Source organism: Burkholderia sp. JPY481 (assembly GCF_038900515.1).
Taxonomy (GTDB): domain Bacteria; phylum Pseudomonadota; class Gammaproteobacteria; order Burkholderiales; family Burkholderiaceae; genus Paraburkholderia; species Paraburkholderia youngii.
On record NZ_JAYMRT010000007.1, the window covers coordinates 45371 to 63006 of the forward strand.

18 protein-coding genes are annotated in these 17636 nt (G+C 63.5%); 12 read left to right on the forward strand and 6 right to left on the reverse strand.

From position 1 onward, the window contains the following. Positions 1–43: 43 nt before the first annotated feature. The 3 genes from VSR82_RS18395 to VSR82_RS18405 all read left to right on the forward strand — a co-directional run bounded on the left by VSR82_RS18395 (position 44) and on the right by VSR82_RS18405 (position 3129). Positions 44–595 (forward strand): hypothetical protein, encoded by a 552-nt coding sequence (locus VSR82_RS18395; RefSeq protein WP_176380822.1) that lies wholly within the window; start codon positions 44–46, stop codon positions 593–595. Positions 596–822: 227 nt separating this feature from the next. Beyond that, complete coding sequence (locus VSR82_RS18400) at positions 823–1458, forward strand: carbonic anhydrase (RefSeq protein WP_429460395.1); 636 nt, start codon at positions 823–825, stop codon at positions 1456–1458. A 108-nt stretch (positions 1459–1566) separates the two neighbouring features. Beyond that, on the forward strand, positions 1567–3129 hold the full coding sequence (locus VSR82_RS18405; protein ID WP_429460397.1) for a SulP family inorganic anion transporter: 1563 nt from the start codon (positions 1567–1569) through the stop codon (positions 3127–3129). Between the two features lie 125 nt (positions 3130–3254). Here the strand turns inward: VSR82_RS18405 and VSR82_RS18410 are convergent, their stop codons facing one another. The 6 genes from VSR82_RS18410 to VSR82_RS18435 form a co-directional block, all read right to left on the reverse strand. After that, on the reverse strand, positions 3255–4802 hold the full coding sequence (locus tag VSR82_RS18410; RefSeq protein ID WP_013088926.1) for a 2-isopropylmalate synthase: 1548 nt from the start codon (positions 4800–4802) through the stop codon (positions 3255–3257). A gap of 368 nt (positions 4803–5170) precedes the next feature. Next, positions 5171–6040 carry a CDP-diacylglycerol--serine O-phosphatidyltransferase gene (pssA, locus tag VSR82_RS18415; RefSeq protein ID WP_013088925.1) on the reverse strand — a complete coding sequence of 290 codons (870 nt, stop codon included), beginning with the start codon at positions 6038–6040 and terminating at the stop codon, positions 5171–5173. Positions 6041–6064: 24 nt separating this feature from the next. Further along, complete coding sequence (locus tag VSR82_RS18420) at positions 6065–6703, reverse strand: phosphatidylserine decarboxylase (protein ID WP_115102455.1); 639 nt, start codon at positions 6701–6703, stop codon at positions 6065–6067. 132 nt (positions 6704–6835) lie between these two features. Next, on the reverse strand, positions 6836–7852 hold the full coding sequence (ilvC, locus tag VSR82_RS18425) for a ketol-acid reductoisomerase (protein ID WP_008920617.1): 1017 nt from the start codon (positions 7850–7852) through the stop codon (positions 6836–6838). A 104-nt stretch (positions 7853–7956) separates the two neighbouring features. Continuing rightward, positions 7957–8448 (reverse strand): acetolactate synthase small subunit, encoded by a 492-nt coding sequence (gene ilvN / locus VSR82_RS18430; protein WP_008920618.1) that lies wholly within the window; start codon positions 8446–8448, stop codon positions 7957–7959. 124 nt (positions 8449–8572) lie between these two features. Beyond that, positions 8573–10336 (reverse strand): acetolactate synthase 3 catalytic subunit, encoded by a 1764-nt coding sequence (locus VSR82_RS18435; protein ID WP_368586177.1) that lies wholly within the window; start codon positions 10334–10336, stop codon positions 8573–8575. 356 nt (positions 10337–10692) lie between these two features. Between VSR82_RS18435 and VSR82_RS18440 the strand changes: the two genes are divergently transcribed. From VSR82_RS18440 to VSR82_RS18480, 9 genes are all read left to right on the forward strand, one after another. Continuing rightward, positions 10693–11256, forward strand: coding sequence for an RNA polymerase sigma factor (locus VSR82_RS18440; RefSeq protein WP_368586178.1), 564 nt, complete (start codon positions 10693–10695; stop codon positions 11254–11256). Continuing rightward, positions 11253–11675 (forward strand): DUF3619 family protein, encoded by a 423-nt coding sequence (locus VSR82_RS18445; RefSeq protein WP_368586179.1) that lies wholly within the window; start codon positions 11253–11255, stop codon positions 11673–11675. Before VSR82_RS18440 ends, VSR82_RS18445 begins: the two co-directional genes overlap by 4 nt. Positions 11676–11691: 16 nt before the next feature. Beyond that, positions 11692–12465: a DUF3106 domain-containing protein gene (locus VSR82_RS18450; protein ID WP_410850532.1), complete on the forward strand. Its 774-nt coding sequence runs from the start codon at positions 11692–11694 to the stop codon at positions 12463–12465. A 21-nt stretch (positions 12466–12486) separates the two neighbouring features. Then, positions 12487–13011 (forward strand): RDD family protein, encoded by a 525-nt coding sequence (locus VSR82_RS18455; RefSeq protein ID WP_429460401.1) that lies wholly within the window; start codon positions 12487–12489, stop codon positions 13009–13011. A 280-nt stretch (positions 13012–13291) separates the two neighbouring features. Next, positions 13292–14233 carry a UDP-2,3-diacylglucosamine diphosphatase gene (locus VSR82_RS18460; protein ID WP_368586182.1) on the forward strand — a complete coding sequence of 314 codons (942 nt, stop codon included), beginning with the start codon at positions 13292–13294 and terminating at the stop codon, positions 14231–14233. A gap of 48 nt (positions 14234–14281) precedes the next feature. After that, positions 14282–15313, forward strand: a complete 1032-nt coding sequence (locus tag VSR82_RS18465) for a glycosyltransferase family 4 protein (RefSeq protein WP_368586234.1) — start codon at positions 14282–14284, stop codon at positions 15311–15313. Positions 15314–15333: 20 nt separating this feature from the next. Beyond that, positions 15334–16017, forward strand: a complete 684-nt coding sequence (locus VSR82_RS18470) for a diacylglycerol kinase (protein ID WP_429460404.1) — start codon at positions 15334–15336, stop codon at positions 16015–16017. Positions 16018–16299: 282 nt separating this feature from the next. Further along, positions 16300–17025: a TetR/AcrR family transcriptional regulator gene (locus tag VSR82_RS18475; RefSeq protein ID WP_498857986.1), complete on the forward strand. Its 726-nt coding sequence runs from the start codon at positions 16300–16302 to the stop codon at positions 17023–17025. A gap of 2 nt (positions 17026–17027) precedes the next feature. Continuing rightward, the gene (locus tag VSR82_RS18480; protein WP_368586185.1) at positions 17028–17615 is read left to right on the forward strand and encodes an LOG family protein; all 588 of its coding nucleotides are present in this window, start codon (positions 17028–17030) and stop codon (positions 17613–17615) included. The last annotated feature ends 21 nt before the right edge of the window (positions 17616–17636 follow it).

A 17636-nucleotide genomic window follows, 5' to 3' on the forward strand; every position in this document is an offset into this window, starting at 1 on the left:
CTCGATGATAAGAACCGCTATTCAAACGCCATCGGAGGAATACATGTCGAACCGCCATCACCGCACGGCGGCCTCTATCACAACCCCGGCCGGCGCGAGTCTGCGGCGCGCCGCGTTCGTTTGCCTGAGCGTGCTCGCGCTCGCCGGCTGCGCCCAGCCGTGGCAGCAGTATCAACAGGGAGCGGATGCATCGACGGTGATCGCGCGGCTCGGACCGCCGCGCGAAACCTACGACCTGCCCGACGGCGGCAAGCGCCTGATGTGGCCGACCCAACCGATGGGCGAAACCACCACCGCCGCCGACATCGACGCGGCCGGCAAGATCGTCAACATGCGCCAGGTGTTGCAACCCAACGAGTTCTACCGCGCCGAGATCGGCAAATGGACGCGCAGCGACGTGCTGGTGAACTTCGGCCGTCCGGTCGAAACGTCGTACTTCCCGATGATGAGGCGCGAAGTGTGGACCTATCGGTATCTCGAGGACAACGTCTGGTACATGCTGTACAGCTTCTACTTCGACGACCAGGGCATCTTGCGCCTCACGCAGAAGACTCCCGACCCGCTGCACGAGCCCGACCGCCGCAGCCTGTTCTGAGTCCAGAGCGCCGTTTTCGAAAGAAGAAGCCCATCTCAAAAAAGCCGCTAGCCATAGGCGGCTTTTTTATTCCTCGAGCATAAAGAAGAATTTTATCCTGCTCGCGTCAACCATTTCGCAAAAGAAAGGTTATCGTAAACACCGTTAGGCACCGGCTCGCGATCGACCGCACAGCCGCGGTTTCGATCCGGTGCCAGGTCAATTGCCTGTGTTACGGAGTTGCTACGATGAACCGCCCCAAACACCTGCTGGTCGCCAACGTCGCGTGGGCCCATGAAACCGCGACGCGCAATCCGGCATTCTTTCGCGACCTCATGCGCGGACAGAATCCGCACATTCTGTGGATAGGCTGCGCGGACAGCCGAGTGCCCGCCGAAACGATCACACATTGCGAGCCCGGCGATCTGTTCGTTCATCGCAACATCGCCAACCTGTTTGATCCCGGCGACGACAACGTCGCGAGCGTCCTCGAATACGCGGTGCGAGTGCTCAAGGTCGGCCATGTGATCGTCTGCGGGCACTATGGCTGCGGCGGCGTGCGCGCCGCGCTGCTGCCGCCCGACCCCGCGCTGCCCCATGTAAACCGGCGTATCGCGCCGCTCTGCGCGCTCGCGCGAACGCATCGCCCGGAACTGGACGGCGCGGCGAGCGAATCGGATCGCGTGAACCGCCTCGCCGAGCTGAATGTGTTCGAACAGGTGCGGCAGCTACGGGCGAGCCCGATCGTGCACGAGGCTGATGCGCCGCCGCTCGTGCACGGCTGGATCTTTGCGCTCGACGACGGGCGCATCAAGGTTCTCACCTCCGGCTATAGCGCCGACGACGCGATGACCTGCCCGACCGCCGCGCACAGCGCGGCCTAGCGAAGCGCGTCGCGCGCCCCATTCAAACCGCGGACGGAGCCGACAGCGGAATCGTCATCGAGCCACCGCTGTTCGTCGCCCGCCACCCTACTCCCGCTTCTGGACTCCATGGATACTCAAACCTCCTTCTCCGCGCTCCAGCGCGACGTGCTCGCCGGAACGGCCGTTTTTCTGGTCGCGCTGCCGCTTTGCCTCGGCATTGCTCATGCATCGGGCGTCGACCCGTTTGCCGGACTGGTGTCGGGCATCATTGGCGGGCTCGTGGTTGCCGCGCTGAGCGGCTCGCGTCTGAGCGTGAGCGGCCCGGCCGCCGGCCTCGTCGTGATCGTCGTCGACGGCATCGCGCGGCTTGGCGGCTTTTCCGCTTTCCTGCTGGCCGTACTGCTGTCGGGCGTCATCCAGTTCGGCTTCGGCATGCTCAGGGCTGGTCGGTTGGCGGCCTACGTGCCGTCGCCAGTGATCAAGGGGATGCTCGCGGCCATCGGCGTGCTGTTGATCCTGAAGCAGTTTCCCGTAGCGCTGGGGTTGTCCGGCACCGCTCACTCCGTCCTCTCGGCGGCGGAGGTCGCAACGCCGCTCGGCCCAATCTCGCTGACCGCCGTGCTGATCACACTGCTGTCGCTCGCAATCCTCGCCGGCTGGGAAACGCGCGCGCTGCGCCGCTTCGCCGTCGTGCGCATCATGCCGGCGCCGCTCGCGGTGGTGCTGCTCGGCATCGGCGCGACCCTCACGCTCGATCTCGTCGCGCCATCGTTGGCACCGCCCGCCGAACGGCGGGTCGCGTTGCCGTCGCTCGAATCGTTCGCGGCACTGCAGGCCGTGCTCGCGTCGGCCGACTTCGGACCGCGGTTCGCCCAGCTCATCAATCCAGACATATGGCGCGTCGCGATCACGATCGCCATCCTCGCAAGTCTCGAAACGCTACTGAGCCTCGAAGCGGTCGAACAGATCGATCCGGAACGCCGCCGCGCACCGCCCGATCGCGAACTGAAGGCGCAGGGCGTAGGCAATCTGATCGCGGGCGCGATCGGCGGACTGCCGATCACCGCAGTGATCGTGCGTAGCTCCGCGAACGTGCATGCCGGCGCAAAAAGCCGGCTCTCGGCGATCGTTCATGGGGTGTTGCTTCTCGTCAGCGTGTTCGCACTCACGAGCGTGATCAACCTGATCCCGCTCGCCTGCCTTGCCGCGATCCTGATCTTCACCGGCTTCAAACTCGCCAAGCCGTCGTTGTTCGCCGGGCTCGCGCGACAGGGATTCGCGCCGTTCGCACCGTTTATCGTCACGGTCGCCGGTGTGCTCGTCACCGATCTGCTGATCGGTATCGTGCTCGGCATCCTGTGCAGCATGCTGTTCGCGCTGTACGCAAACCTGCGCGGCCCGATCGTGCTCGCGCAGCATGGCGATCACTACCTGCTGTCGTTTCGCAAGGACGTGTCGTTTCTCGGCAAGGTGCCGCTCAAGCACTATCTGGAGCAGATTCCGGATGGCGCCACCGTCATCGTCGACGCGACACGCGCCGATTTCGTCGATCACGACGTGCGCGAACTGCTGGACGCGTTCGTCGCGGATGCGCCCCGCCGCGGGATCACCGTCGACCTCAGATATCAGGTCCGCGAGCAGGCGCGCGCAACGAACGGCTGGTCGCTGCGGCGCACGACGGCGGAGTAGTCCCGGCGTATCGGGTCGCCGCGCTTGCGCGATGACCGCGAAAAAAAGCCCCGCGTCCCAGGCATCGCGGGGCTTCTCATCGATTCACAGTCGACATTGCGCGCCACCGGCGCGCAATGTTCGCGTTACTCCGAGCGCTGCGGATTCAATTTGTCCGCATTCGAATAGAGTTTGTTGAGCGCCGAGAAATATGCCTTCGCGGACGCCGCGACGATATCCGGATCGGTGCCGGTGCCGTTGACGATGCGTCCGCTCTTCGACAACCGAACGGTCACTTCGCCCTGCGCCTGGGTGCCGGTCGTGATCGCGTTGACCGAGTACAGCAGCAGCTCGGAGCCGCTGCCCACTTCCGTTTCGATCGCGTTGAGCGTGGCGTCGACCGGGCCATTGCCGCGCGCTTCGCCGGTGATCTCTTTACCCTCTACCGAGAATACGACCTTCGCGTGCGGCTGCTCACCGGTTTCCGAATGCTGCGACATCGACAGGAATTTGTAGTGCTCCTTCTCGTGCGCTTCGGCCGATTCCTCGTTGACGATCGCGATGATGTCTTCGTCGAAAATCTCCGCCTTGCGATCCGCAAGTTCCTTGAAGCGCGCGAACGCGGTGTTCAGTTCGGCTTCGCTGTCGAGCGCGATGCCGAGCTCCTGCAGACGCTGTTTGAACGCATTGCGGCCCGACAGCTTGCCGAGCACGATCTTGTTCGCGGTCCAACCCACGTCTTCCGCACGCATGATTTCGTAGGTGTCGCGCGCCTTCAGCACGCCGTCCTGATGGATGCCCGACGCATGCGCGAATGCGTTCGCGCCGACCACGGCCTTGTTCGGCTGCACGACGAAGCCGGTGATCTGCGACACGAGCTTCGAGGCCGGCACGATTTGAGTCGTATCGAGACCGACGTCGAGTCCGAAGTAATCCTTGCGGGTCTTCACCGCCATCACGATTTCTTCGAGCGACGTGTTGCCCGCGCGCTCGCCGAGACCGTTGATCGTGCATTCGACCTGGCGTGCACCGCCGATCTGCACGCCGGCGAGCGAATTCGCGACCGCCATGCCGAGGTCGTTGTGGCAATGCACGGAGAACACCGCCTTGTGCGAGTTCGGAATGCGCTCGCGCAGCGTCTTCACGAGTTGGCCATAGAGCTCCGGCACACCGTAGCCGACCGTGTCCGCGATGTTGATCGTGGTCGCGCCTTCGGCGATCACCGCTTCGAGCACGCGGCACAGAAAGTCCATATCCGAGCGGCTGCCGTCTTCCGGCGAGAATTCGACGTCGTCGGTAAACTTGCGCGCGAAACGCACCGCGAGCTTGGCCTGCTCGAACACCTGCTCGGGCGTCATGCGCAGCTTCTTTTCCATGTGCAGCGGCGACGTCGCGATGAACGTGTGGATGCGGAAATGATCGGCCGGCTTCAGTGCGTCGGCGGCCTTCTGAATGTCCTTGTCGTTCGCGCGCGCAAGCGAGCAGATCGTGCTGTCCTTCACCAGGCCGGCGATCGTATGGATCGCGTCGAAGTCGCCGTTCGAGCTGGCCGCGAAGCCCGCTTCGATCACGTCGACTTTCATCCGTTCGAGTTGCTTGGCGATGCGGATCTTCTCTTCCTTCGTCATCGACGCGCCGGGCGATTGCTCGCCGTCACGCAGCGTGGTGTCGAAAATGATCAGTTTGTCGGACATGTCGGGCCTCCTCGGGAGTCGTTCAGATGTGTGACCTGGTTTTGGAATAGGACGATGGGTGCGGCCGCTGGCAAGGTAAGGCGATCGCGATGATCGCGGCCGGCGCGGACGGAACGCAAAGACGCATAAGGGCGAGAACCAAGCATGATGGCGCGGCGCAGCGAACGATCTCGCCGACTCGGCAAAATCGGCCACGTCAACGCACTGATCCGACGACTATAGCGGCATTCCAGCCACCACGCAATGCGCTCCGGCGCGGCCTGCCCCGCGCTCCGAAGCGGGCTCGTAACAGCATCAGCCAATGAAAAACGGCAGCGCGTGGGCTGCCGTTTTTCGTATGTCGCTGCGATGCAGCGAAGCTCAATTCGTCACCGGTCGTGCGACATCGAACGCGCCGGATTGGCCCGGCCGCGTATCGCCTGATAGGCCCAGAACACGTAGCCGGACAGACCGTACAGCACGAACAGACCGAACAGCATCAGCGGCGGATCGGACGACACGAGCACGAACGCGACCACGACCAGCAGGATCACGCCGAACGGCACGCGATGCCGCACGTCGAGCGCCTTGCCGCTGTAGAACGGTGCGTTCGACACCATCGTCACGCCCGCATAGATGGTCAGCACGAAGGCGACCCACGGCAGCCAGACGAGCTTCAGCGGCACGCGGTTGTCGGTGGCGAGCCACACGAAACCGGCGATCAGCGCCGCCGCGGCCGGGCTCGGCATGCCCTGGAAAAAACGCTTGTCGACCACGCCGATGTTCGTATTGAAGCGCGCGAGCCGCAGCGCCGCGCCCGAGCAATAGACGAACGCCGCGAGCCAGCCCCACCGGCCGAGGTCTTTCAGTATCCACTCGTACATCACGAGCGCGGGCGCAACACCGAACGACACCATGTCCGACAGGCTGTCGAACTGCTCGCCGAACGCGCTTTGCGTATGCGTCATGCGCGCGACGCGGCCGTCCATGCCATCGAGCACCATCGCGACGAAGATCGCGATCGCCGCGATCTCGAAGCGCACGTTCATCGCCTGCACGACGGCGAAGAAACCGCAGAACAGCGCGGCCGTGGTGAACGCGTTCGGCAGCAGGTAGATGCCGCGTTTTCTGAGGAACTGCTGACGCTGCGCGCGCCGGCTGTCGGCGGCCGGCGACTCCGTGACCACCGGCTTGTTGCGGCGAAACGGACGCGGCAGCGGTCCGCTGCTGCGAGGTCGACGCGGTTTGAATGCGGCCATTCGAACAACCTCCTGTATGCCGCTTTACAGCTCGGCGAGGATCGTGGACGACGCCGACACCTTCTCGCCGATCGATACGCGCGGACGGCTGCCCACCGGCAGATACACGTCGACGCGCGAACCGAAGCGGATGAATCCGTAACGCTGGCCGCGGGTCAGCGGCTCGCCGGCACGGACGTAGCAAAGAATGCGCCGTGCGATCAACCCGGCGATCTGCACCGAGGTGACCGTCTGGCCGCCGGCCATTTCGATCACGACCGCGTTGCGCTCGTTTTCGAGCGAGGCTTTGTCGACCGCGGCGTTCAGATACGCGCCAGGAAAGTATTCGACCTTCGAGATCGCGCCGTCGACCGGCGAGCGCTGCGAGTGCACGTTGAATACGTTCATGAAGACGCTGATCTTCAGCGCTTCACGATTCGCATAAGGGTCATGTGCGGTTTCTACCGCGACGATGCGACCGTCGGCGGGACACAGCACCGCGTTGGCCTGCGTCGGAATCGGACGCGCCGGGTCGCGGAAGAACTGCACGACGAAGATCAGGATCAGCCAGAAGAGCCACGCAAAGCCGAACCCCGCGAAGGCGTGAACCAGTAGTGCAACGACGGCCGCGATGGCGATGAACGGCCAGCCTTCTCGCGCGATGATCGGATGAGGGTAATTCATGGATGGCTTCTGTGTTTTTGTAAAACCGTAGGATAGCAAAAGCCGCCCAGGGTTCAGCACCCTTGGACGGCTTTTTGCATGGTCCGGCCGCCGCGCCGAGGCGCCGCGCCGGACCCCGTTACGTCGAGACGCTTAGTTCTTCGACTGGTCGACGAGCTTGTTCTTCGCGATCCACGGCATCATCGCGCGCAGCTTCGAGCCAACCTGCTCGATCTGGTGCTCGGCCGTCAGACGGCGACGCGATTGCAGCGTCGGTGCGCCAGCCTTGTTCTCGATGATGAAGCTCTTCGCGTATTCGCCGGTCTGGATGTCGGTCAGCACGGCCTTCATCGCCTTCTTCGTTTCGGCGGTCACGATGCGCGGACCCGTCACGTACTCGCCGTACTCGGCGTTGTTCGAGATCGAGTAGTTCATGTTCGCGATGCCGCCTTCGTAGATCAGGTCGACGATCAGCTTCAGTTCGTGCAGGCACTCGAAGTACGCCATTTCCGGCGCGTAACCCGCTTCGACCAGCGTTTCGAAGCCAGCCTTGATCAGGTCGACGGTACCGCCGCAAAGCACGGCCTGCTCGCCGAACAGGTCGGTTTCGGTTTCTTCGCGGAAGTTCGTTTCGATGATGCCGGCACGGCCGCCGCCGTTAGCCGCTGCGTACGACAAAGCGATGTCGCGCGCGGCGCCCGACTTGTCTTGCGCAACCGCGATCAGGTGCGGCACGCCGCCACCTTGCGAGTAGGTGCCGCGAACCGTGTGGCCCGGGGCCTTCGGCGCGATCATGATCACGTCGAGGTCAGCACGCGGGATCACCTGGCCGTAGTGAACGTTGAAGCCGTGCGCGAACGCGAGCGCTGCGCCCTGCTTGATGTTCGCGTGGACTTCCTTCGCGTACACGTCGGCGATCTGCTCGTCCGGCAGCAGCATCATCACGACGTCCGCGCCCTTCACCGCTTCTGCGACTTCCTTGACTTGCAGGCCGGCGTTTTCAGCCTTGCTCCACGATGCGCCGCCCTTACGCAGACCGACCGTGATGTTCACGCCGCTTTCCTTCAGGTTCAGCGCGTGCGCATGGCCTTGCGAGCCATAGCCGATGATGGTGACCTGCTTGCCCTTGATGAGGGAGAGATCGGCGTCCTTGTCGTAGAAAACTTTCATGTCGGTTCCTTGGCTAGATTCGATGATTCAGAGAAATTCAGGTACTGCGAATGTTGTTATTACAGCCGGGCGATGCCGCGTTGCCCGGCCTTTCGATCGGGACGTCAGACCTTCAGAATGCGCTCGCCGCGACCGATGCCCGAGCTGCCCGTGCGGACCGTCTCGAGAATCGCCGTGGAGTCGAGCCCCTCGATGAAGGCGTCGAGCTTGTCGCTCGCCCCCGTCAGTTCGATCGTGTAGGTCTTTTCGGTGACGTCGATGATGCGGCCGCGGAAAATGTCCGACATCCGCTTCATCTCCTCACGTTCCTTGCCGACCGCCCTCACCTTGATCAGCATCAGCTCGCGTTCGATGTGGGCGCCCTCGGTAAGGTCGACCACTTTCACCACCTCGATCAGGCGGTTCAGATGCTTCGTGATCTGTTCGATCACGTCGTCGGAGCCAACGGAGACGATGGTCATGCGCGACAGCGAACGATCTTCGGTCGGAGCCACCGTCAAGGTTTCAATGTTGTAGCCGCGTGCCGAGAACAGACCCACCACGCGCGACAGCGCGCCCGGTTCGTTTTCCAGCAGGACTGAAATGATGTGTCTCATGTTTCGCTTCTTCCAGATGATGTGTCGATGTCTGCGAGCGGAGCGGCGCCGCCTCGTCTGCTCTCGCCTTTTGTGAAGGCGCGCATCACGAAGCCGGCGCTGGATTCAACCAAACGCCCCGTCGTTAAAGATCTTCCGAACCCATGAGCATCTCGGTGATGCCCTTGCCGGCCTGAACCATCGGCCAGACGTTTTCGGTCGGGTCGGTCTGGAAGTCGAGAAACACCGTGCGATCCTTCAGGCGCAGCGCTTCCTTCAGCGCCGGTTCCACATCGGCCGTCCGCTCGATGCGCATGCCCACGTGACCGTACGCTTCGGCGAGCTTCACGAAGTCCGGCAGCGCATCCATGTACGAATGCGAATAGCGCTTGCTGTATTCGATCTGCTGCCACTGGCGCACCATGCCCAGATAGCGGTTATTCAGCGAAATAATCTTGATCGGCAGGTCGTACTGCTTGCAGGTCGACAGCTCCTGGATGCACATCTGGATCGAGCCTTCGCCCGTGATGCACAGCACGTCGTCGTCCGGATGGGCCATCTTCACGCCCATCGCGGCCGGCAAGCCGAAGCCCATCGTGCCGAGGCCACCGGAGTTGATCCAGCGACGCGGCTTGTTGAACTTGTAGAACTGCGCGGCCCACATCTGATGCTGGCCGACGTCGGAGCACACGAACGCGTTGCCGTCGGTCAGTTCCCACGCCTTTTCGACCACGTACTGCGGCTTGATGATGTCGCTCTTGCGGTCGAACTTCAGGCAGTCTTTCGCGCGCCAGCCTTCGATGTCCTTCCACCACTCGGCGAGCGCCGCGGTGTCTGGGCCATGCTCGGCCGTCTGCAACTGCTCGATCAGTTCCTTCAGCACTTCCTTCACGTCGCCGACGATCGGAATGTCGACCTTGACGCGCTTCGAAATGGAAGAAGGATCGATGTCGATATGAATGATCTTGCGCGGCCGCGACGCGAAGTGGTTCGGGTCACCGATCACGCGGTCGTCGAAGCGCGCGCCGATGGCGATCAGCACGTCGCAGTGCTGCATTGCCATGTTGGCTTCGTACGTACCGTGCATGCCGAGCATGCCGAGGAATTTCTTGTCGCTCGAGCGGTAGCCGCCCAGGCCCATCAGCGTATTGGTGACCGGATAGCCGAGCAGATCGGCAAACTGGTTCAGCTCACGCGACGCGTCCGCGAGCACGATGCCGCCGCCGGTGTAGATATAGGGGCGCTTCGCCGACAGCAGCAGCGACACCGCCTTGCGGATCTGACCGGAGTGGCCCTTCGTGACGGGGTTGTATGAGCGCAGCGACACGCTCTTGATCGGCTCGTACTGGCACGGCGCCTTCGACACGTCCTTCGGAATGTCGATCAGCACCGGGCCGGGACGGCCGGTACGGGCGATGTAGAAGGCTTTCTTGACGGTGGCCGCGAGGTCGCGCACGTCCTTCACGAGGAAGTTGTGCTTCACGCAGGGACGCGTGATGCCGACCGTGTCACATTCCTGGAATGCATCCTGACCGATCGCGGCAGTCGGCACCTGGCCGCTGATCACGACCATTGGGATCGAATCCATATAGGCGGTGGCGATGCCGGTCACCGCATTGGTGACGCCGGGGCCGGAGGTCACGAGACACACGCCGACCTTGCCGGTGGAGCGGGCGTAGGCGTCGGCAGCGTGCACGGCAGCCTGCTCGTGGCGCACCAGCACGTGCTGGAACTTGTCCTGCTTGTACAGCTCGTCGTAAATGTAGAGTACCGAGCCGCCGGGATAGCCCCAGATGAATTCGACGTCTTCGTCGGCCAGTGCCTTCATGAGCACGGTGGCGCCGATAGAGTCTGCTTCGTGAGGGGGGGTCGTATCCGACGTGGAGAATTCCGCGCTGGGCATATTCATTGATTCACCTTTCGAATTTTCGGCAAAAAATTGATCGGGTGCTCTCTGCCGGGCTTGTGGCTCGGGTTCAAGCGGCGCGTCCAGTTGACAGGCGGGCTTCTTGGGCCACACCTCAATTGAGACAACTCACTTATGTTGCGAACCAGCGACGATAGCTGTTGGCGCGCTCGCGGTCAAGAAAATATTGCCATTAGTACACGCGCGGGAGCGCGCGATCGGGCGGAATATCGACTGTCATGCAAATGCAAGGTTCAGCAGGTTTCACCCCAATCTGAGCAAAAGTTTGTTAGCATCCGCGGGTTTTACGACATTTTTCGACCGATTACGCGCACGCTTGCTGCGCCGACCCCACACGGATGGCATCAGACAAGGAACTCGCCGATTTTCTGGCGGGCGTCGAAAGGCGCGCGTTCAAGCAGACGGTCTACGCCGTGCGGGACGACGATGCGTCCCTCGACATCGTGCAGGACGCGATGATCAAGCTCGCCGAGAAATACGGCGACCGCCCGGCGGCAGAGCTGCCACTGCTGTTTCAGCGTATTCTGCAGAATGCGACACACGACTACTTCCGTCGTGCCAAAGTACGCAACACCTGGGTTAGTCTGTTCTCGTCGCTCGGCAACGCCGATGACGACGAATTCGATCCGCTGGAAACCTTCGAGGCGGAGGCGGGTTCGACTGGCGCCGAGAGCAACGAACAGAAGCTCGAGCGCGAGCAGGTCCTGCAGTTGATCGACGACGAGATCCAGAAATTACCGGCACGTCAACGGGAGGCGTTTCTCATGCGTTATTGGGAAGATATGGATGTCGCCGAGACTGCCGCCGCAATGGGCTGCTCCGAAGGCAGTGTGAAAACGCACTGCTCCCGGGCCACCCACACGCTTGCGCAAGCGCTCAAGGCGAAAGGAATCACGCTATGAGCTCCCTCGAAAACACAGAACTCGAGTTCGCGCGTCAACTGCGCCGCGCGCTCGACGAAAACACCGCCAGCCTCCCGCCCGCCACCGTCGACCGGCTCGCCGCCGCACGTCGCGCCGCGTTGGCGCGCAAAAAGCCTGAAGCCGTCAGCGCGCCGGTGTTCGTGCCTGCGTTCGCCGGCATGCCGGCGGGGCTGCCGCAGGGAGGCTTCGAGCCGCGCCGCCGCTGGTCGCTGCGCCGCTTCGCGCTCGCGTGGCCGCTCGCCGCGCTGGTGGTGAGCCTGATCGGCATCGCGTACTGGGAAGACCAGCAGCGCACCGCCGAACTCGCCGATATCGATGCCGCCATGCTTAGCGACGATCTGCCGCTCAATGCCTATCTCGACCACGGCTTCAACGCGTATCTTTCACGCGCACACTGAGCGGGAGATTCCTCGGGTGAGTTACAAGCGCGGCCTGGCCGTTGTTTTCGGATGCGCAATCGCGGCTCTGGTGTCCTTCGTCGCGACCTATCCGCGTTTTCATCCGAGCCCGTCCCCAGCGGGCCATCCGTCGCCTGACGTCAACGTCGCCGCGTCCGCGCCCGCCCCCGCACTTTCCGTCGACTTGCCTGGCCTGCCCGGCAGCAACAGCCCGCTCGCGTGGTCGCGTCTAAGCGCCGCTGAGCATATCGCGCTCGCGCCCTTCGCATCGCAGTGGGATTCGTTCAGCGACGAACGCAAGCGAAAGTGGATCAAGATCGCGTCGCGATACGCAAAGATGTCGCCGGATGCGCAAAAGCGTCTGCATGAGCGCATGAGCGAATGGGTGCGCATGACGCCCGATCAGCGCCGCGTCGCGCGCGAGAACTACCAGGTTTCGAAGGAATTGCCGCGCGAAGCGCGCCAGAATGCATGGAAGGCGTACCAACAACTGCCCGAGGAAACGAAGGAGCGGCTCGCCGCCAGTGAGCGCAAGCGCCGCCCCAGCGTCGTGAGCGCGCCGCCGTCGGCTCGCAATGAGATCAAGGGCATCGACCGGTTCGTGAACGCGCGCGAGCACGGCGCGGCCGCCAGCGCTGCCGCGGCGGCGAGCGCCGCGCCGGCCGCCTCCGCACCGGCCGCGGCCTCGCTGCCGGCTACCCCCGCGATTCCGGCGGCGGGCAGCTTCGTGCCGGCGACGCCCGTGCCGGTGTCGCCGGCCGAAGCGCCGGCGATTTTCCACGGCTCCTGATTCCCGACTCGAGCCCATTACGTGTCCCAGCCGCTCGTCACTCCCACCCTGCCCGCCGCCGCGCCCGGCGGCACGGCGCCCACCGTCCGGCGACGGCTGGCGGCGCTGCTCTACGAAGCGGTCATTCTGTTCGGCGTGGTGTTTCTCGCCGGCTATCTGTTCAGCACGCTGACGCAGCAGCGGAACGGGCTCGCGCATCACAACCTGCTCGCCGGCTGGATTGGCCTCGTGGTTGGCGTGTATTTCGTCTGGTTCTGGACGCATGGCGGCCAGACGCTGCCGATGAAAACCTGGCGGTTACGGGTTGTCGGCGCTGATGGCGAGCCGATTTCCATTGGACGGGCGATTGGGCGGTACTTGCTCGCCTGGTTGTGGTTTTTGCCGCCGTTGGCGGTGCATCCGCTTCTTGGGTTGCGGGTGCCGCAGACGCTTGTCGTTGCGGGGGTCTGGTTCGTGGTGTGGGCCACGAGTGGGCGGTTTGATTCGCAGCGGCAGTTTTTTCATGATCGGCTCGCGGGGACGCGGGTGGTCCAGGTTGTGCGCTAGCGCGCGTGCTGAATGCGTTGCCGCCTTTGGCGGGGTTAGGCTTTTTGTCGTTGTTCTGGCTTTTTTGGCCTTTCCTTGCTGACTTGTCGGTCTATTGGCGTTGCCCCTGTGCGGGGCAACGCTAGTAGACCAATAACAAACAAGGAAAGGCCAAAGAAGCCAGAACAACGAAAAAACAGGCCCCGCCAAGGCTGCTCCGTAATAAGAACTTCTCGTGACTGTCATGGCAGAGTCACTCGCGCCTGGCCCAATACGGGCACCGCCACTCGACGCGTGAGCCATGGACCCCAATACGTCCGCGACTTCCCTGTTTCGTCAAACCGGACCGAGCGTCGACCCCGTCGCGTTCCGGCCCGCCCCGGGTTCTACTCATCACGGCTTGCCGCTGCCGGCGACGCCATCGCTCGACGCCCACGCCGATCATTCCGATGACGGCCACGACGATCCGCATCGCTATCGCACGATCTGGCTCTCGGATATCCATCTCGGCTCGAGCGGCTGCCAGGCGGGTTATCTGCTCGACTTCCTGCGCCACAACGAATCGGAGTACCTGTACCTCGTCGGCGACATCATCGACGGCTGGCAGTTGAAGAAAGGCTGGTACTGGCCGCAGGCCCACAACGACGTCGTGCAGAAAGTGCTGCGCAAGGCGCGCAAAGGCACCCAGGTCATCTACGTGCCCGGCAATCACGACGAAGCCGCGCGCCAGTTTTGCGACCTCGCGTTCGGCGACATCCACGTGCGCGGCGAAGCGTTCCACACGACGCTCGCCGGCAAGCGGCTGTGGATCGTGCACGGCGATCTGTTCGACGGCGTGATCCAGCATGCGAAGTGGCTCGCCTATCTCGGCGACACGCTGTACACGATGATCCTCGTGCTGAACCGCTGGTTCAACCGCATTCGCAGCAAGCTCGGCTTCCCGTACTGGTCACTGTCGCAATACCTGAAGCATCAGGTCAAGAACGCGGTCAACTTCATCTCGTCGTTCGAAACCGTGATGACCGACGAAGCGCGTCGCCGCGGCTGTGACGGTGTGGTCTGCGGGCACATCCACAAGGCCGAGATGCGCGAGATCGACGGCGTGCTCTATTGCAACGATGGCGATTGGGTCGAGAGTCTGTCGGCGCTCGTCGAGACCTATGAAGGCGAACTCAAGGTGATCTTCTGGACCGCGCTGCGCGCGCCCCAGGCGCGTGCGCAAAAAGCCCGCGCCACCGCCTGAGCACTTCCACTGTCCACTTCCACAGGGCCCGCAGCGATGAACAACGCGATGAAGATCATGATCGTCACCGACGCATGGGAGCCGCAGGTCAACGGCGTCGTGCGCACGCTGAAGAACACCCGGCGCGAACTGGCCGCGCTCGGCCACCAGGTCGATCTGCTGACACCGCTCGAATTCCGCACCATCCCGTGCCCGACTTATCCGGAGATACGCCTGTCGCTGCTGCCGCGCCGCCGGCTGCGCGAGCGCATCGACCGTTTCGCGCCCGATGCGTTGCACATCGCCACCGAAGGTCCGCTCGGCATGGCCGCGCGCGCGTATGCGCTGGAGCACAAGCTGCCGTTTACGACCGCGTATCACACGCGCTTTCCCGAGTACGTGCAGGCGCGCTTTCGCATCCCGCTCGCGGCGACCTACAAGTTTCTGCACTGGTTCCACAAGCCGTCGCTCGCGGTGATGGCGCCGACGCCCGTCGTCAAGCAGGACCTCGAAAAGTTCGGCTTCACCAACGTCGTGCTGTGGACGCGCGGCGTCGATCTCGAGATCTTCCGTCCGATGGACTCGAAGGTGCTCAACACCGCGCGGCCGATCTTCCTGTACGTGGGACGCGTGGCGGTCGAGAAGAACGTCGAGGCATTCTTGCAGCTCGATTTGCCCGGCTCGAAGTGGGTCGCGGGCGAAGGTCCGGCGCTCGCCGAGCTGAAGTCGCGCTACCCGCAGGTGAACTATCTGGGCGTGCTGTCGCAGGCCGAACTCGCGAAGGTCTACGCGGCCGCCGACGTCTTCGTGTTTCCGAGCCGCACCGACACGTTCGGGCTCGTGCTGCTCGAAGCGCTCGCATGCGGCACGCCGGTGGCCGCGTATCCGGTCACCGGCCCGATCGACGTGCTAGGCGACGGCGGCGCCGGTGCAATGCACGAGGATCTGCGCGAGGCCTGTCTCGAGGCACTGAAGATCGAGCGATCGCATGCGCGCGCGTGGGCCGAGCGCTTTTCGTGGGCAGCGGCGTCCGCACAATTCGCCGCGCATTTGAAGCCACTGCGCGGCACGGCGTATCGTGAGGAAAGCGCCGCTGCGTGATGCGGCGCGCGGAGCTATCCATGCGAAGCAGTCGATCCAGCGCCGAAGGCGCGTCGAACGGCGCACTGCGCGCCGTCGAGTCCAGCCGCGACACCGCGAGCATCGAACCGTTCGATGATGTCCGCGAGCCGGGTGTGAGCGGGCATGCGGACACCGTGCCTCGGGTGAACGGCGCGAGGTCCATGAACGGCGGCCCCAGCGTCTCGGGCGGCGTGCAGCATGACGCCAGCCACGACACAACTCGCGACTCGAGCCACGACGTCCCCAACGAACCGCTCAGTCCCGACGACCCGCTCGCCCCGCTGCCCTTCAACCCCTACAAGGGCAACCGCGGCCTCACGCGCGCATGGCACGCGATGAAAAACTCGCTGGCCGGTTTTCGGGTCGCGATTCGCGAGGAAAGCGCGTTTCGTCAGGAACTCACGCTGGCCGCGATCCTGATTCCGTGCGGCCTCGTGGTGCCCGTCGATCCCGTGTCGCGTGTGCTGCTGCTCGGCTCGGTGCTGCTCGTGCTGATCGTCGAGTTGCTCAATTCGAGCGTCGAAGCAGCCATCGACCGGATCTCGCTCGAACGTCACGAGCTGTCGCGGCGCGCGAAGGATCTCGGCAGCGCGGCCGTGATGGTCGCGCTCGGCATGTGTGTGATGACGTGGGGGGTGATCGTCGGGCCGCTGGTCGTCGGCTGGGTTCGCGCGTGGCTTTGAATCTCGACGCGGGTTGCAGCGCACGCTTGCCCCTGTCCGACATGGTTGAATATCCCCGCAGGCGGTTGGGTATTAGAACGCTCGGTTTATAATCGTTTAACGGTCTCACAGGAAAGGCGCTCGCGCAAACGTATCCGCGCATCGCCTCATCCTGCCCTTTCGGGGGGCCCGCCGCGTGCCGGCGGGTTCGGGAGAGCTCAATATACCAACCGCATCCGGGTGGAACACGCAGCGGCGGCACGCCGCCATGCGCCCAGCCCGGCATAACGAGGGCCGGACGACATGGAAGCCAAACCTCCCCGCCGCACGCGCGAACGGATTCTCGAACTGTCGTTGAAGCTGTTCAACGAAATCGGCGAGCCGAACGTCACGACGACGACGATCGCCGAGGAAATGGAAATCAGCCCAGGCAACCTGTACTACCACTTCCGCAACAAAGACGACATCATCAACAGCATCTTCAGCCAGTTCGAGCAGGAGATCGAGAAGCGTCTGCGTTTCCCCGACGACCATCGCGCGACCATCGACGAAATGTGGTCGTATCTGCAGTACATGGTCGATTTCACGTGGCGCTACCGCTTCCTGTACCGCGACCTGAACGACCTGCTCGCACGCAATCGCACGCTCGAGACGCACTTCAAGCAGATCATCAGCCACAAGGTGCGCTTCGCGAGCCAGTTCTGCGAGCAGCTCGTCGCCGATGGCGAAATGGTCGCGACGCCGCAGGAAATGCAGGTGATTGCGACCAACGTCGGCGTGATCGGCACGTACTGGCTGTCGTATCAGTTCGTGATGAATCCGCGCAAATACAACGAGCAGGAAGCGATCCGCGAGGAACTGCATCAGGTCAGCGTGCAGATCGTCTCGCTGATGGCGCCCTACCTGCGCGGCCGCTCGCGGCAGCTGTTCGACGACCTCGTATCGGGCATCCTGCCCAAGCGCGAGTTCTACGACTACCTGCCGCCGCGTGAAGGCGCCGCGCCTCGCAACGAATCGAAGGAAAGTTGAGTATGAAGTCGGTGTGTGTCTATTGCGGCTCTTCTATGGGAGCCAAACCGCTGTATGCGCAGGCGGCGCGCGCGTTCGGCCGCGCCCTCGTCGAGGCCGATCTCGCGCTCGTCTTTGGCGGCGGCAAAGTGGGACTGATGGGCGTGATCGCCGACACCGTGATGGCCGAAGGCGGCCGCGCGATCGGCGTGATTCCCGAGCTGCTCGTCAGCAAGGAAGTGGGTCATAACGGCCTGACCGAGCTGCACGTGGTGCCCGACATGCATCATCGCAAGAAGATGATGGCCGAGCTGTCCGATGCGTTCGTCGCGATGCCGGGCGGCGCGGGCACACTCGAGGAGCTGTTCGAGGTCTTCACGTGGGCGCAGCTCGGCTATCACGGCAAGCCGGTCGCGCTGCTGAACACGGGCGGCTTCTACGAACCGCTGATCCGCCTGCTCGAGCACACGGTCGACGAAGGCTTCCTGCGTAAGACCTATCTCGACATGCTGCAGATCGACGCCGATCCGCTCGCGTTGATCGGCAAGCTGCAACGTTACGCGCCGCCCGCTCGCGACAAATGGACCGCGGTCCAAAGCGACGCGATCTGAATCCGCGGCACGCCGCACACG

Coding starts and splice junctions, on each gene's coding strand:
- VSR82_RS18395 (WP_176380822.1), top strand. CDS start 44: ATGTCGAACCGCCATCACCGCACGGCGGCCTCTATCACAACCCCGGCC.
- VSR82_RS18400 (WP_429460395.1), top strand. CDS start 823: ATGAACCGCCCCAAACACCTGCTGGTCGCCAACGTCGCGTGGGCCCAT.
- VSR82_RS18405 (WP_429460397.1), top strand. CDS start 1,567: ATGGATACTCAAACCTCCTTCTCCGCGCTCCAGCGCGACGTGCTCGCC.
- VSR82_RS18410 (WP_013088926.1), bottom strand. CDS start 4,802: ATGTCCGACAAACTGATCATTTTCGACACCACGCTGCGTGACGGCGAG.
- pssA (WP_013088925.1), bottom strand. CDS start 6,040: ATGGCCGCATTCAAACCGCGTCGACCTCGCAGCAGCGGACCGCTGCCG.
- VSR82_RS18420 (WP_115102455.1), bottom strand. CDS start 6,703: ATGAATTACCCTCATCCGATCATCGCGCGAGAAGGCTGGCCGTTCATC.
- ilvC (WP_008920617.1), bottom strand. CDS start 7,852: ATGAAAGTTTTCTACGACAAGGACGCCGATCTCTCCCTCATCAAGGGC.
- ilvN (WP_008920618.1), bottom strand. CDS start 8,448: ATGAGACACATCATTTCAGTCCTGCTGGAAAACGAACCGGGCGCGCTG.
- VSR82_RS18435 (WP_368586177.1), bottom strand. CDS start 10,336: ATGAATATGCCCAGCGCGGAATTCTCCACGTCGGATACGACCCCCCCT.
- VSR82_RS18440 (WP_368586178.1), top strand. CDS start 10,693: ATGGCATCAGACAAGGAACTCGCCGATTTTCTGGCGGGCGTCGAAAGG.
- VSR82_RS18445 (WP_368586179.1), top strand. CDS start 11,253: ATGAGCTCCCTCGAAAACACAGAACTCGAGTTCGCGCGTCAACTGCGC.
- VSR82_RS18460 (WP_368586182.1), top strand. CDS start 13,292: ATGGACCCCAATACGTCCGCGACTTCCCTGTTTCGTCAAACCGGACCG.
- VSR82_RS18465 (WP_368586234.1), top strand. CDS start 14,282: ATGAAGATCATGATCGTCACCGACGCATGGGAGCCGCAGGTCAACGGC.
- VSR82_RS18470 (WP_429460404.1), top strand. CDS start 15,334: ATGCGAAGCAGTCGATCCAGCGCCGAAGGCGCGTCGAACGGCGCACTG.
- VSR82_RS18475 (WP_498857986.1), top strand. CDS start 16,300: ATGGAAGCCAAACCTCCCCGCCGCACGCGCGAACGGATTCTCGAACTG.
- VSR82_RS18480 (WP_368586185.1), top strand. CDS start 17,028: ATGAAGTCGGTGTGTGTCTATTGCGGCTCTTCTATGGGAGCCAAACCG.